The 13,272-nt window shown below is 62.3% G+C and carries 9 protein-coding genes and 5 pseudogenes; 13 read left to right on the forward strand and 1 reads right to left on the reverse strand.

The window, feature by feature from the left end; all coding sequences use genetic code 11:
* The first annotated feature begins 528 nt into the window (after positions 1–528).
* From G5575_RS07410 to G5575_RS20205, 3 genes and pseudogenes are all read left to right on the forward strand, one after another.
* On the forward strand, positions 529–810 hold the full coding sequence (locus G5575_RS07410) for a TOBE domain-containing protein (protein ID WP_164533784.1): 282 nt from the start codon (positions 529–531) through the stop codon (positions 808–810).
* 89 nt (positions 811–899) lie between these two features.
* Positions 900–2,002 (forward strand): annotated as a pseudogene (locus tag G5575_RS07415) (CaiB/BaiF CoA transferase family protein).
* Positions 1,999–2,508 (forward strand): annotated as a pseudogene (locus G5575_RS20205) (HpcH/HpaI aldolase/citrate lyase family protein); the annotation flags it as partial. The pseudogenes G5575_RS07415 and G5575_RS20205, both read left to right, overlap by 4 nt.
* 336 nt (positions 2,509–2,844) lie before the next feature.
* On the opposite strand, the gene G5575_RS07425 reads toward G5575_RS20205, so the two are convergent.
* On the reverse strand, positions 2,845–3,327 hold the full coding sequence (locus G5575_RS07425) for an Lrp/AsnC family transcriptional regulator (protein WP_207633121.1): 483 nt from the start codon (positions 3,325–3,327) through the stop codon (positions 2,845–2,847).
* 117 nt (positions 3,328–3,444) lie between these two features.
* Between G5575_RS07425 and putA the strand changes: the two are divergent.
* The 10 genes and pseudogenes from putA to nuoE form a co-directional block, all read left to right on the forward strand.
* A pseudogene (gene putA, locus G5575_RS22155) lies at positions 3,445–6,455 on the forward strand (bifunctional proline dehydrogenase/L-glutamate gamma-semialdehyde dehydrogenase PutA); the annotation flags it as partial.
* Positions 6,456–6,577: 122 nt separating this feature from the next.
* Positions 6,578–6,835: a hypothetical protein gene (locus tag G5575_RS22485; protein ID WP_328765922.1), complete on the forward strand. Its 258-nt coding sequence runs from the start codon at positions 6,578–6,580 to the stop codon at positions 6,833–6,835.
* 93 nt (positions 6,836–6,928) lie between these two features.
* Entirely contained in the window at positions 6,929–7,630 is a 702-nt protein-coding gene (gene msrA, locus G5575_RS07435; RefSeq protein WP_164534712.1) for a peptide-methionine (S)-S-oxide reductase MsrA, read from the forward strand.
* Between the two features lie 510 nt (positions 7,631–8,140).
* Entirely contained in the window at positions 8,141–8,482 is a 342-nt protein-coding gene (locus G5575_RS07440) for an outer membrane protein (RefSeq protein ID WP_164533785.1), read from the forward strand.
* 208 nt (positions 8,483–8,690) lie between these two features.
* Complete coding sequence (locus G5575_RS07445; RefSeq protein WP_164533786.1) at positions 8,691–9,242, forward strand: outer membrane protein; 552 nt, start codon at positions 8,691–8,693, stop codon at positions 9,240–9,242.
* Positions 9,243–9,553: 311 nt separating this feature from the next.
* Entirely contained in the window at positions 9,554–9,919 is a 366-nt protein-coding gene (locus G5575_RS07450; RefSeq protein ID WP_164533787.1) for an NADH-quinone oxidoreductase subunit A, read from the forward strand.
* Positions 9,910–10,490, forward strand: a pseudogene (locus G5575_RS07455) (NuoB/complex I 20 kDa subunit family protein). The gene G5575_RS07450 and the pseudogene G5575_RS07455 overlap by 10 nt, the downstream one beginning before the upstream one ends.
* 9 nt (positions 10,491–10,499) lie before the next feature.
* Positions 10,500–11,117 carry an NADH-quinone oxidoreductase subunit C gene (locus G5575_RS07460; RefSeq protein WP_164533788.1) on the forward strand — a complete coding sequence of 206 codons (618 nt, stop codon included), beginning with the start codon at positions 10,500–10,502 and terminating at the stop codon, positions 11,115–11,117.
* Complete coding sequence (locus G5575_RS07465; RefSeq protein WP_164533789.1) at positions 11,117–12,307, forward strand: NADH-quinone oxidoreductase subunit D; 1,191 nt, start codon at positions 11,117–11,119, stop codon at positions 12,305–12,307. Before G5575_RS07460 ends, G5575_RS07465 begins: the two co-directional genes overlap by 1 nt.
* Positions 12,307–13,214: pseudogene (nuoE, locus tag G5575_RS21635) on the forward strand (NADH-quinone oxidoreductase subunit NuoE); the annotation flags it as partial. The gene G5575_RS07465 and the pseudogene nuoE, both read left to right, overlap by 1 nt.
* Positions 13,215–13,272 lie beyond the last annotated feature (58 nt).

Raw genomic sequence — 13,272 nt, forward strand, 5'->3', positions numbered from 1 at the left:
GCCGTGATTGAGCAATGAAGAAACTGGCGGAATCAGCAGAGTTTTGCGGCAGTCGCGTTCAGAGGCGCAGCCTGATCGCGCAGCAGGACGTTCCGGCTTGCACCATCCAGGGCAGCGATCGCTGGTTTCACCTGGGCTGGCGCGATGCTGCAGTCGCAGCCTGACACGCGCCAGCTGATGCGCACGCAGATGCTTAGCCAGACGACGGTCGCCTTCGTGTCCTGGCATCGCCCGAGGTCACCATGCTTCTGGATCGCCGGGACGCAGCGAGCGGACCGCGGGGCTTCCAGCGCGTGGATCGACTTCGCGCAAGATCTTCGGCCCAGCCCAGGCGCTTGCCGGCGCCAAATGCCGGGCGTTTCGGAAAGGGCAGGCCGCATGGGCAGGGTGCCGAAGCCATCATCCTCGGCATCGACGATGATTCACGCTCATGAAAATGCTCATCAGCCATGGCATCGCGATGTTGTAGACCGGGCCGACCTGTGCGCCTGCTGCAAGACAGCGGTCGCGCTGAAGGGTGGCCAGTCGATGCCGCTCGGTACGCCGCTCGACACTGCTGCGGGCACCGAGATCGTCTACGGCGTGCGCCCGCAGCACATCACGCTCGGGTCCGAGGGCGTGCCTGCGGAAGTGGTCGTGGTCGAGCCCACCGGCGACGCACAGGAAGTGCTGGCCCGTGTCGGCGGCGAGGACATTTCCATTGTCGTGCGCGACCACGCGCTGTTGTCGCCGGGTGAACAGATCAACCTCGTGATCGACCCGCAAAAGCTCTTCGTCTTCGACAAGGCAACGGGGCTTCGGCTGCGGTGAGTTTTGCGACGAGGCGCTTTGATCCCACCGCTACCGGACCCCTTGACGGCATTCGCGTGCTTGACCTGTCGCGGCTGATGGCTGGCAATATGCTGAGCCTCCAGCTGGCTGATTTTGGCGCAGACGTCGTCAAGATCGAGCCTCCCGAGGGCGACCCATTGCGCGACTGGAAGGACGACGGGCACTCTCTGTTCTGGAAGACCTATGGGCGCAACAAGCGCTCGGTCATGCTCAACCTGCGCCAGCCGTCGGCGATGGAAGCGCTTTGGCAGCTGGTCGATACGGCAGATGTCTTCATCGAGAATTTCCGGCCCGGCACGCTGGAGAAGATGGGCCTGGCGCCTGATAAGCTGTTGCAGCGCAACCCCGACCTGATCGTCGTCCGGATTTCCGGCTTCGGCCAGACTGGCCCGTATTCTCAGCTGCCGGGCTTTGGCACCATTGTCGAAGCAATGAGCGGTTTTGCCGATCGCACGGGCTTCCCGGATCGCGAGCCGGTGCTGCCACCCCTGGCGCTGGCCGATATGATCGCCGGCATCTATGGGGCGTCGGCGACGATGATGGCGCTTTATGCGCGCCAGACGGGCAGGGCGCGCGGGCAGGTCATCGACTTGTCCTTGCTGGAGCCGATGTTCTCCGTGCTCGGCCCGGAGGCTGCCATCCATGCCGTGACAGGCAAGATCAAGCAACGGTCGGCAGCGCCTCCAACACGGCCTCGCCCCGCAATGTCTACCAGTGCGCCGACGGAAAATATCTGGCACTGTCCGGGTCGACCCCAGCCGTGGCCAGGCGCATTTTCGAGGTCATCGGCCGTTCGGACATGAACGGCGATCTCCGCTTTGCCACCAATTCCGACCGCGTGAAGAACCGCGGCCTTGTCGACGCGGCGATCGGCGCGTGGTTTGCCACCCGCAGCAGCGAAGAGGCTCTGTCGACGATGCGTGCAGCGGGCGCCACGGTCGGCCCGGTCTACAACATCGCCGATGCCATGGCTGATGAGCATTTTCATGAGCGTGAAATCATCGTCGATGCCGAGGATGATGGCTTCGGCACCCTGCCCATGCACGACATCGTCCCGCGCCTTTCCGAAACGCCCGGCATTTGGCGCCGGCAAGCGCCTGGCCTGGGCGAACACACGGCCGAGATCTTGCGCGAAGCCGGGATCGATCCACGCACTTTGGAAGCCCCATGATCCGCTCGCTGCTCTACGTCCCGGCGCATTCCGAGCGCTTTCTTGCCAAGGCGCATGAGCGCGGCGCCGATGCGATCATCCTCGACCTCGAGGACGCTGTTCCGGAAGATGCCAAGGATCAGGCACGAGAGCATTTGCTGGAGACCGTCAAAGCTGTCGGTCGCAACGGGGCAAGCGTCTTCGTGCGCATCAACAGCGGCGAAAGAGTTGTCGAAGACGCGGCTGCAGCATGCCGCGCCGGGGCCGCAACGCTGTATGTGCCCAAGGTGCGAAGAGCCGAAGACATTGTCGAGCTGATCGCTGCCCTGGATAAAGTGGGTGCAGAGACCGGACGGCCGCCGATCACCTTTGTCGCCCTGCTGGAAGATATCGGGGCGGTTCTGGATGCGCGTGTTATCGTCAAGGCGCCGCGCCTGCTCGGTCTCTCGGTGGGCGGCGAAGACCTGGCTTTGTCGCTCGGCGCCGAACCGACACCCGATGTGCTGCGGCTGCCAAAACTGCTGGTTCACTATGCCGCCAAGGAGCAGGGACTGCTCTCCTTCGGGTTGCTCCAATCCACGGCTGATTACTCGGACCAAGCTGGGGTCGGAGCCGCGGCGCGGAGGCCGCACAGCATGGCTTTGACGGCGCCACCTGCGTCCATCCCAGTCTTGTTCCCATCTCAACGCGGCTTTCAGCCCGAGCGCAGCGCAGCGCGACTGGGCCAATCGCGTGCTGCAGCGCGCAGCCGAAAGAGATGGCGCCTTCGAGGTCGATGGCCGCATGGTCGATGCCCCGGTGGTTGCCAGGGCTCGCGCGATTCTTGGCAAGAGCTGAAGTGCCCAGAGGCAGCCCCGCCGCGTCTAGCCCGTCTTGGACTTCAGGCTCGGCGCGTCGCCTTTGACGGCCTCCATCGAAACATGCGTGCTGGTATGGGCGATGTGGGGCAGGCTGCTGATCTTTTCGCCCAGAACCTCTCGATATTCGGCGATATCCTGCGTGCGAACCTTGAGCAGGTAGTCGAAGCTTGAAGCGATCATATGCGCCTGTTCGATCTCGGGAATGGCCTGCACCGCCTTGTTGAAGGCCGCCAGTGCCGCGTTGCGGGTATCGCTGAGCTTGACTTCCACGAAGGCGACGTGGGGCCTGCCCAGGCGCTCCGGATCGATAATCGCGCGATATCCGAGAATATAGCCTGCCTGTTCGAGGCGGTTGATCCGCGCCTGGCAGGGCGTTTTGCTGAGGTTCACGCGACGGCTGAGTTCCGCCACGCTGATGCGGGCGTCGCGCGCCAGCTCAGCCAGGATGTGTTGGTCGATCTGGTCTAAAGTGTCGTTATTCTTCATGGTGTAGGCGATCGTCCGCAATTGCATGCCGAATATAACGCGAAATGTGACCAGCGGCAGCCTGAAAAGGCGAAACGCCTGCAAGCGTTCTGGCATTGCTCAGGTGCCTTAGAAGGCATGCCATGGAGCGCTTCCTTGTCCGACATTGCTGATGCACGTCTCGCTTTTCGCGCCAAGAATCTTGCCGATGAGGCCAGTCTGGTCCGCCAGCTCATTTCGGAAACGGGCCTGACAGAGGCGGATCGCGAGGCCATTTCGACCCACGCGGAAACGCTGGTGGAAACGGTGCGCGCCGGCAATCGCCTCGGGCTGATGGAGTCGTTTCTCGCCGAGTACGGGCTCGCGACCGATGAAGGCGTCGCCCTGATGTCCCTGGCGGAAGCGCTTCTGCGCGTGCCGGACGCCCAGACTGTCGATGCGCTGATCCACGACAAGGTCGGTGGCCTCAACTGGGAAAGCCATTTTGGTGGCTCGTCGAGCGCGCTGGTCAATTTCTCGTCCTGGGCGCTGAACCTGACATCGGACGTTTTGGGCGAGCCCGAAGTCGGGCCAAAGAATGCGCTGCATCGCGCGGTGGCTCGGCTCGGCGAGCCCGTCATCCGGACGGCCGTTGCGCAAGCCATGCGGCTTTTAGGCAGTCAGTTCGTCTTCGGCCGTACCATCCAGGAAGCCCAGCAATGCCCGCAAGCCCGAAGCGCTGGGCTATCGCTACTCCTACGACATGCTGGGCGAGGCCGCCCGCACCTCGGAGGACGCGGCACGCTATCTCGATGCCTATGCTTCGGCAATCGCGCGACTGGCGCCGCATTGCACCGCCAAGTCGGTGCGCGACAATCCGGGCATTTCGATCAAGCTTTCTGCACTCCACCCGCGCTATGAGGTCGCTCAGCGCAAGCGGGTCATGACCGAATTGGTGGCGGTCACGCGCCAGCTCGCGATCGCGGCCAAGAAGGCCAATATGGGCTTCAACATCGATGCCGAAGAGGCCGATCGCCTCGATCTGTCGCTCGATATCATCGCCGAAGTCCTGACGACGCCGGAACTGGCAGGCTGGGACGGTTTTGGCGTCGTGGTGCAGGCCTATGGCAAACGCGTCTTGCCGCTGATCGATTGGCTCGAGGCCACCGCCAGCGCTCTTGACCGGCGGATCATGGTGCGGCTGGTTAAGGGCGCCTACTGGGACGCCGAGATCAAGCGTGCGCAGGTCATGGGGCTGGATGGCTATCCGGTCTTTACCCGCAAGGCGTCGACCGACATCAGCTATCTTGCGGCAGCGCGTCGCCTCTTTGCCTCGCCGAGCATCTATCCGCAATTTGCCTCGCACAATGCGCATACCGCGGCTGCCGTTCTGCATCTGGCGAAGGAGGCTGGACGCACGCCGGAAACATACGAATTCCAGCGCCTCCACGGCATGGGTGAGCGCCTGCACGATGTGCTGCGCACCACGGCCGGAACGCGCACGCGCATCTATGCGCCGGTGGGGGCGCACAAGGATCTTCTGGCCTATCTCGTGCGGCGGCTGCTCGAAAACGGCGCCAATGGTTCCTTCGTTTATCAGATCTCCGACGAGCACATTCCGGCGTCCGCCGTCGCCGAGGATCCGATCGGCAAGATCCTTGCTCTCGGTGAAGCGATCGCCAATCCGGCCATTCCGGCGCCGCAAGCGATCTTGCGCGCCTCGGCGAAACTCCGCAGGGCTCGACCTTACCGATCCCATCGCTTTTGGCGAGGTGGATGACGCTCGTCATGCCTTCGAAAAAGCGCAGTGGCAGGCGCGCCCAATCCTCGCCGGACCGACAGCGATGCGCGGCGCCAAGCCAGTGATTAACCCGGCTGATCGGCGAGATCATGTCGGCAACGTGGCAGAAGCCGCAGTCGAGGATGTCAGTTTGGCCATCGCCGCAGCGAGGGGTTCGGACTGGTCACGCGTGCCGGTGGGCAAGCGTGCCGACCTGCTGCGCGCCACGGCCGACCTCTACGAGGCCAACCGCGCCGAACTGTTTGCCCTGCTGGCGCGAGAGGCTGGAAAGACTTGGGCCGATGCCGTGGCCGAGGTGCGCGAAGCGGTCGACTTCCTGCGTTATTACGCCGAGCAGGCCGAACAGCAGGCTCCAGCGGCTCCGCTGGGCGTGGTCGTCGCGATCTCGCCGTGGAATTTTCCGCTGGCGATTTTTACCGGCCAGATCGCTGCCGCTCTGGTCGCCGGCAATGCCGTGCTCGCCAAGCCGGCGCCGCAAACGCCGCTGATTGCCTATCGCGCGGTGCAGATGATGCACGAAGCAGGCATCGCCGCCGATGCCGTCCAGCTTCTGCCGGGCGGCGGGGAGGTAGGGCAGGCACTGGTTTCAAACCCGGCGGTAAATGGTGTCGTCTTCACCGGCTCGCTGCCGACCGCGCACAGCATTGATTGCGCGATGGCCGCTAATCTGGCGCCCACCGCACCCTTGATCGCCGAAACCGGCGGTCTCAACGCGATGATCGTGGATTCGACTGCTCTGCCTGAGCAGGCGGTGCGCGATATTCTGGCCTCGGCTTTCCAGTCCGCTGGCCAGCGCTGTTCGGCGCTGCGCGTTCTTTATGTGCAGGAAGACGCCGCCGAGCGCACCCTGCACATGCTGAAGGGCGCGATGAACGAGCTGCGGCTTGGCAATCCTTGGAATCTCGCGACCGATATCGGTCCGGTGATCGACGCCGCGGCGCGCGCCAAAATCCTCACGCATGTCGAGACCTATGCGCGGGCCGGAAAGCTGATCCATCAGCTGGCGGAGCCGGAAGAGGGCACGTTTGTGGCGCCCGCGGTGTTGCGCATTGCCGGCATCGAGGAGCTCAGCGAGGAAATCTTTGGACCGGTACTGCATGTCGCGACGTTCAAAGCGGCCGAGCTCGATGAGGTCGTCACCGCCATCAATGCCAGCGGCTACGGGCTGACCTTCGGGCTTCACACCCGGATCTCGTCGCGCGTGCGGCAGCTCTCCAGAAGCGTCCGGGCTGGCAATATCTACGTCAACCGCAACCAGATCGGTGCCGTCGTCGGATCGCAGCCCTTTGGTGGCGAGGGGCTGTCCGGCACCGGTCCCAAGGCTGGCGGCCCGCATTATCTCCCGCGCTTCACGCAAGGCGCACACGCTGTCGACCCGGCTGCGATGGTGATGCCGGGGCCGACCGGCGAAGCAATGTCCTGCATTTCGGGCGCCGTGGTGTCGTGCTGTGCCTCGGTCCTACCGAGCAACACCTAGAGGCGCAGCAGGCGATGGCCGAGCAAGCCGGTTGCCGGCCGCTTCTGTCGACGCTCGAAAATGGTTTGGTTGAGACGTTCGATGCCGTCGCCTATTTTGGCGACGGGGCAGGGCTCAAGGCCGTTCGATCGGCGCTGGCCGCTCGTTCCGGCCCGATCGTGCCATTGCTAACCGCGGTAGATCAGGCTGGACTGCTCCTGCTCGAGCGCCATGTCTGCATCGACACGACGGCCGCCGGGGGCAATGCCAGCCTGATGTCTCAGGCAAGCTGAGGCTTCACCGTGGCGTGACAGTGTTTGTCGGCCTGTAACTTCGGACGCATAGTGGGCGAACAAGCCGTTAGCCAATTCAGCGCCGAGGTCATCATGCCCATTCACCGCCGTTCCCTTCTCCTTGGGCTTGCCGCCCTGCCGCTCGTCGCAAGCCTGAGGCCAGTCATTGCCCAGGAAGCGCCGGTCGTCATTCCGTCGCCCGCGCAGGACCTGACCGAAACCGGCAGCACGGCAAAGGCCATTCTCGCCGGCGGCTGCTTCTGGGGCGTTCAGGGCGTGTTCCAGCGCGTCAAGGGCGTGACCAGTGCAGTGTCGGGCTATTCCGGTGGTTCGGCCGAGACGGCTACCTATGAGCAAACCGGTCGGGGCGACACAGGACACGCCGAGACTGTCGAGATCACCTACGATCCAGGCCAGATCAGCTTCGGCACGCTCTTGCAGATCTATTTCTCGGTCGCTCACAACCCGACGCAGCTTAATTACCAGGGTCCCGATCACGGCACGCAGTACCGCTCGACCATTTTCGTGACGAGCCCGGATCAGGAGGCGGTGGCCAAGGCCTATATCGCCCAGCTCGACTCGGCTGGGTTGTTCGAAGGGCCGATCGTTACGACGCTGGAACAGTTCAAGGCGTTCTATCCTGCCGAGCAGTATCATCAGGACTTCCTGACGCTGAACCCGGAATGGCCCTATATCGTCGTCCACGACCTGCCCAAGGTTGCAGCGCTCGAACAAATCTTCCCGGACCACTTCCGCGCCGACCCTGTGCTTGTCGGCACGCTCCCAGCAGCCTGACTCTTACTGTGGCCGCGGGCAGTCGCTCGCGGCCTTCTCCTTACCAAAGCACTTAGAATCGACTCGCTATTCGTTCGGAAGGACCGAATTCGACCTCGGCACAACCAACAAACCGACGCTTTCTAAGGGCATTTGTTTCAAAATGAGCCAATTGCGGGACATTCCTGCAACAGGTGCCTTCAAATGGTCACCGTGCGTTAGCCGAACCGCCCAATTTGGCGTTTGGCTCTCTTGTCAGGCCCAGGAGCTTGAGGCATCTATCGGCTCGACTACGGTTAACTCTATTGGGAGTGCAAGCATGTTTGTACGTTCTTTGGTTCTCGGCGTTTCCGCCGCAGCTCTGATGGTTGGTGGCGCTCAGGCCGCGACCTCATCATCCCGACCACCCCGCAGCCGATCATCGCATCTGCTTCGGGCTTCGATTGGGAAGGCCTCTACGTTGGTGCCCGCGCTGGCGGTTTCTTCGCTGACGACATCGACGCCGCTGGCGTTATCGGTGCCGCTGTTGGCGTGAACTTCATCCCGGCCGACCCGTTCCTGGTTGGTGTTGAAGTGACCGGCGACTACGTTTGGGGCGACGACATCGTCGACCAGGGTCAGTTCTTCGCTAACCTCCGCGCTGGCGCAGTCGTCACCGACTCCGTTCTCGTTTACGCCCTCGGTGGCGTTGGCGTTGCCACCGATGGCGACGACAGCGTTGGCCTCTACCAGCTCGGTGGCGGCGTTGAGTTCGCTGTGACCGACGCTGTGTCGGTTCGTGGTGAAGTTGTTGGTATCGGCTCGTTCGACGACGCTGATGACGACTTCTTCGAAGCCGCCAAGGCAACCGTCGGCGTCTTCTACCACTTCTAAGATTGCAGTGTGGCGGGCTAGCCTCGCCAATATCTAACTTGCAACCCAATGCGGCGGACCGAGCGATCGGTTCGCCGTTTTGGTTATTGTGGCATGTTTGCGACACTTGCCCGAAAGATCGGATCGGCAAAGGCCAAACAGGGCATCCGCGCGTTGCGACTCCGGTTCTGATCTGTCAAATTTATCGAACATCTAGCGTGAGGCAAAAATGATCATTCGCAAGCTTCTTCTCGGCGTTTCGCTCGCCGCCATTGGTTCGGTCGCAGCCTCTGCTGCTGACCTCATCATCCCGACCACTCCGCAGCCGATCATGGAATCGTACGGCTTTGACTGGGAAGGTCTCTACGTCGGTGCCCGCGCCGGCGGTTTCTTCGCTGACGACATTGACGCCGCTGGCGTTATCGGCGCTGCTGTTGGCGTGAACTTCATCCCGGCCGACCCGTTCCTGGTTGGTGTTGAAGTCACCGGCGACTACGTCTGGGGCGACGACATCGTCGACCAGGGTCAGTTCTTCGCTAACCTCCGCGCTGGCGCAGTCGTCACCGACTCCGTCCTCGTTTACGCCCTCGGTGGCGTTGGCGTTGCCACCGATGGCGACGACAGCGTTGGCCTCTACCAGCTCGGTGGCGGCGTTGAGTTCGCTGTGACCGACGCTGTGTCGGTTCGTGGTGAAGTTGTTGGCGTTGGCTCGTTCGACGACGCTGATGACGACTTCTTCGAAGCCGCCAAGGCAACCGTCGGCGTCTTCTACCACTTCTAAGATTGCAGTGTGGCGGGCTATGCTCGCCACTATCTAACTTGCAACCCAATGCGGCGGACCGAGCGATCGGTTCGCCGTTTTGGTTTTTGGCACAGCAAAAAGCAGAGTTATTCATGCCAAAGGCAGGTTGCCTTCTTTGTTCACGCCAGCTTGTTACATGATGTTTTCGCTCATGTTTTCTTTCCCTTGAAACGGTTGATGCTTAGGTCTAATCCGTTGCCCATCACCGCCGTGTCGGTTCGCATGCCCCAATTGCATCGATTCCCGCACGCCCATCGGCCGCTCTGGCCGTCTGAAAACTAGGCTGCCGCATGAACGATTTGCTCAGCGCTTACCTGCCGATTGTCCTCTTTATCGGCCTTGCTGCTGTTATCGCCCTGGCTTTGCTGGTGGCGCCGTTTCTGGTTTCCGTGAAGCGTCCCGATCCGGAAAAGGTTTCGGCCTTCGAAGCTGGATTCGAGGCGTTCAGCGATGCCCGCATGAAGGTCGATGTCCGCTTTTACCTGGTCGCTATCCTCTTCATCATCTTCGATCTTGAAGTCGCGTTCCTGTTTCCATGGGCCGTCGCATTCCGGGATGTGGGCTGGTTCGGCTTCTGGTCGATGATGATTTTCCTCGGCGTGCTGACCATCGGCTTTATCTATGAATGGCGTAAGGGAGCTCTCGAATGGGATTGAGCACCGCTTCTTCTCCTCTGGTCACGCCGCGCCCCACCGGTGCGCTTGATCCTGCGACCGGTAAGCCCGTTGGTGCCGACGATCCGTTCTTCACCGGCGTCAACAATGAACTGGCCGACAAGGGCTTCATGGTCACGACCGTGGCACAGCTCATCACCTGGGCACGCACCGGTTCGCTGATGTGGATGCAGACGGGCCTGGCCTGTTGCGCCGTCGAAATGATGCAGATGTCGATGCCGCGTTACGACGTCGAGCGCTTCGGTGCTGCGCCGCGTGCGTCGCCGCGCCAATCCGACGTCTTGATCGTGGCTGGCACGCTGACCAACAAGATGGCGCCTGCTCTGCGCAAGGTCTACGACCAGATGCCGGAGCCGCGCTACGTCATTTCCATGGGCTCCTGCGCCAACGGCGGCGGCTATTACCACTATTCCTATTCCGTCGTTCGCGGTTGCGACCGCGTGCTGCCGGTGGACGTCTATGTCCCGGGCTGCCCGCCGACCGCTGAAGCGCTTCTTTACGGCATTCTGTTGCTGCAAAGAAGATCCGCCGCGACGGCACCATCGAGCGCTAGGGCAGGGACATGGATCAGGCCACAGTTCTCGACCGCCTCACCGCACTGGGCGAGCATATCACCACCAATCTGGGTAGCGCCGTCACTGATTTCGAGGTGGCCTTCGGTGACCTCACGATCAACATCGAGCGCGACTCGATTGCCGAGGTCGCGCGCTTTCTGCGTGACGATCCGCAGTGCCGCTTCATTGCCTTCCTCGATGTTTGCGGTGCGGACTATCCGGCGCGCGAATTCCGCTTCGACGTCGTCTACCATTTCCTGAGCCCGCACCTGAACCATCGCGTTCGCGTCAAGCTTCAGGCCGATGACGAAACGCCGGTTCCGTCGATTTGCGACATCTATCCCGGCGCAAACTGGTTCGAGCGAGAAGTCTACGACCTCTTCGGCGTGCTGTTCTCCGGTCATCCCGATCTGCGCCGGATCCTTACCGACTACGGCTTTGACGGGCATCCGCTGCGCAAAGACTTCCCGATGACCGGCTTTGTCGAAGTCCGTTACGACGAAGAGCGCCGGCGCGTGGTCTACGAGCCCGTCGCGCTAGCCCAGGAATTCCGCTCTTTCGATTACCTGTCACCTTGGGAAGGCACGGATTACGTGCTGCCGGGTGACGAGAAGGCTAAGAACTGATGGCTGAAGTCGACGTTCGCAACTTCACTCTCAATTTCGGCCCCGTGCACCCCTCGGCGCACGGTGTGCTGCGCATGATCCTTGAACTGGATGGCGAGCTTGTCGAGCGCGTCGATCCGCATATCGGCCTCTTGCATCGCGGCACCGAAAAGCTGATCGAAGCCAAGACTTATCTCCAGGGCCTGCCATATTTCGACCGTCTCGATTACGTGGCGCCGATGAACCAGGAACATGCCTATGCGATCGCTATCGAGCGCATGCTGGGCATCGAAGTCCCGCGTCGTGCGCAGCTGATCCGCGTGCTTTATGCCGAAATCGGGCGCCTTTTGGCTCACCTGATGAACGTGACCACGCAGGCCATGGACATCGGCGCGCTGACGCCCCCGCTTTGGGGTTTCGAACAGCGCGAAAAGCTCATGGTGTTCTACGAGCGCGCTTCCGGCGCCCGCATGCACGCGGCCTACTTCCGTCCCGGTGGCGTCCATCAGGACCTGCCGCAGGCGCTTGTCGACGACATCGAGTCGTTCTGCCACCAGTTTCCCAAGGCTTTGGACGACATCGACCAGTTGCTGACCGGCAATCGCATTTTCAAGCAGCGCAATGTCGATATTGGCGTCGTGCCGCTCGAAGAGGCCTGGGGCAGGGGCTTCTCCGGCGTCATGGTGCGCGCATCGGGCGCTGCCTGGGACCTGCGCAAATCGCAGCCCTACGACGCTTATGCCGAAATGGAATTTGACATTCCGACCGGCAAGAACGGCGACTGTTATGATCGCTACCTGGTCCGCATGGAAGAAATGCGCCAGGCCAACGAAATCATGAAGCAGTGCGTCGCCAAGCTCAACGCACCAGACGGCAAGGGCCCGATCGCGACGCTCGACGGCAAGGTCGCTCCGCCCAAGCGCGGCGAGATGAAGCAGTCGATGGAAGCGCTGATCCATCACTTCAAGCTTTACACCGAAGGCTTCAAGGTCCCGGCCGGAGAGATCTATGCCGCCGTGGAAGCGCCCAAGGGTGAGTTCGGCGTTTATCTCGTGTCCGATGGCACCAACAAGCCCTATCGCTGCCATATCCGTGCGCCGGGCTTCGCCCATCTCAGCGCCATGGACCATCTTTGCAAGGGCCACATGCTGGCCGACGTCACTGCGATCCTCGGATCGATCGATATTGTGTTCGGAGAGGTTGATCGCTGATGACTGTGCGACGCCTTGCAGACGAGTCGGTGCAGCCGGCAAGTTTCGCTTTTTCTGCTGAAAACGCCGCCTGGGCCGAAAAGCGCATCGGGCTTTATCCGGCCGGCCGGCAGCAGTCCGCCGTGATCCCGCTGCTCATGCGCGCGCAGGATCAGGACGGCTGGGTGACCCGCGCGACCATTGAAAAGGTCGCCGAAATGCTCGGCATGCCCTATATCCGCGTGCTGGAAGTGGCGACCTTCTATACGCAGTTCCAACTGCAGCCGGTGGGCACGCGTGCCCACGTCCAGGTTTGCGGCACGACGCCGTGCATGTTGCGCGGCGCTGAAGACCTGATCAATGTCTGCCGCAGCAAGATCCATCATGACCCGCACCATCTTAACGAAGATGGCACCCTGTCTTGGGAAGAGGTCGAGTGTGCCGGCGCTTGCGTCAACGCACCCATGGTGGCGATTTTCCACGACACTTATGAAGACCTGACGCCGGCCCGCCTCGAAGAAATCATCGATGCTTTCCACGCTGGTAGTGGCGCAAGCATCAAGCCGGGGCCACAGATCGACCGCCAGTTCTCGGGTCCCGAGGGCGGCGAGACGACGCTGCTGGAAACCCCGACTGCAACGCGCGAAAAGTTCGTGCCACCAGCCCCGCCGGAAGCTCCCGCTGCGCCGGCCGCAGCTCCTGCGGCCCCGCTGCTCCGCAGGCGCCCACCAATGCTGCAAAGCCCCGCGATGTCGCCGAGGAAAACGCTCCTGCGATCAAGGGTACGCCGGCTGACGCCAAGGTCAGCCAGGCGAAGGCCGAAGAAGCACGCGTCGCTGCCGATGTCGCTGCGAAGGCTGATGGCACGCCCAACACGGCCATGCGTGAAGGCTCCACCGGTGCCGAGTCCGATGCCTCCAAGGTCGACGGTGGCAAGGCGGTCGGCAAGGAGCAGGCAACTTCTCGTGCCGCTGACGGGACCTCGA

Origin of the sequence: Devosia aurantiaca (assembly GCF_011058215.1) — a bacterium.
Taxonomy (GTDB): Bacteria; Pseudomonadota; Alphaproteobacteria; order Rhizobiales; family Devosiaceae; genus Devosia; species Devosia aurantiaca.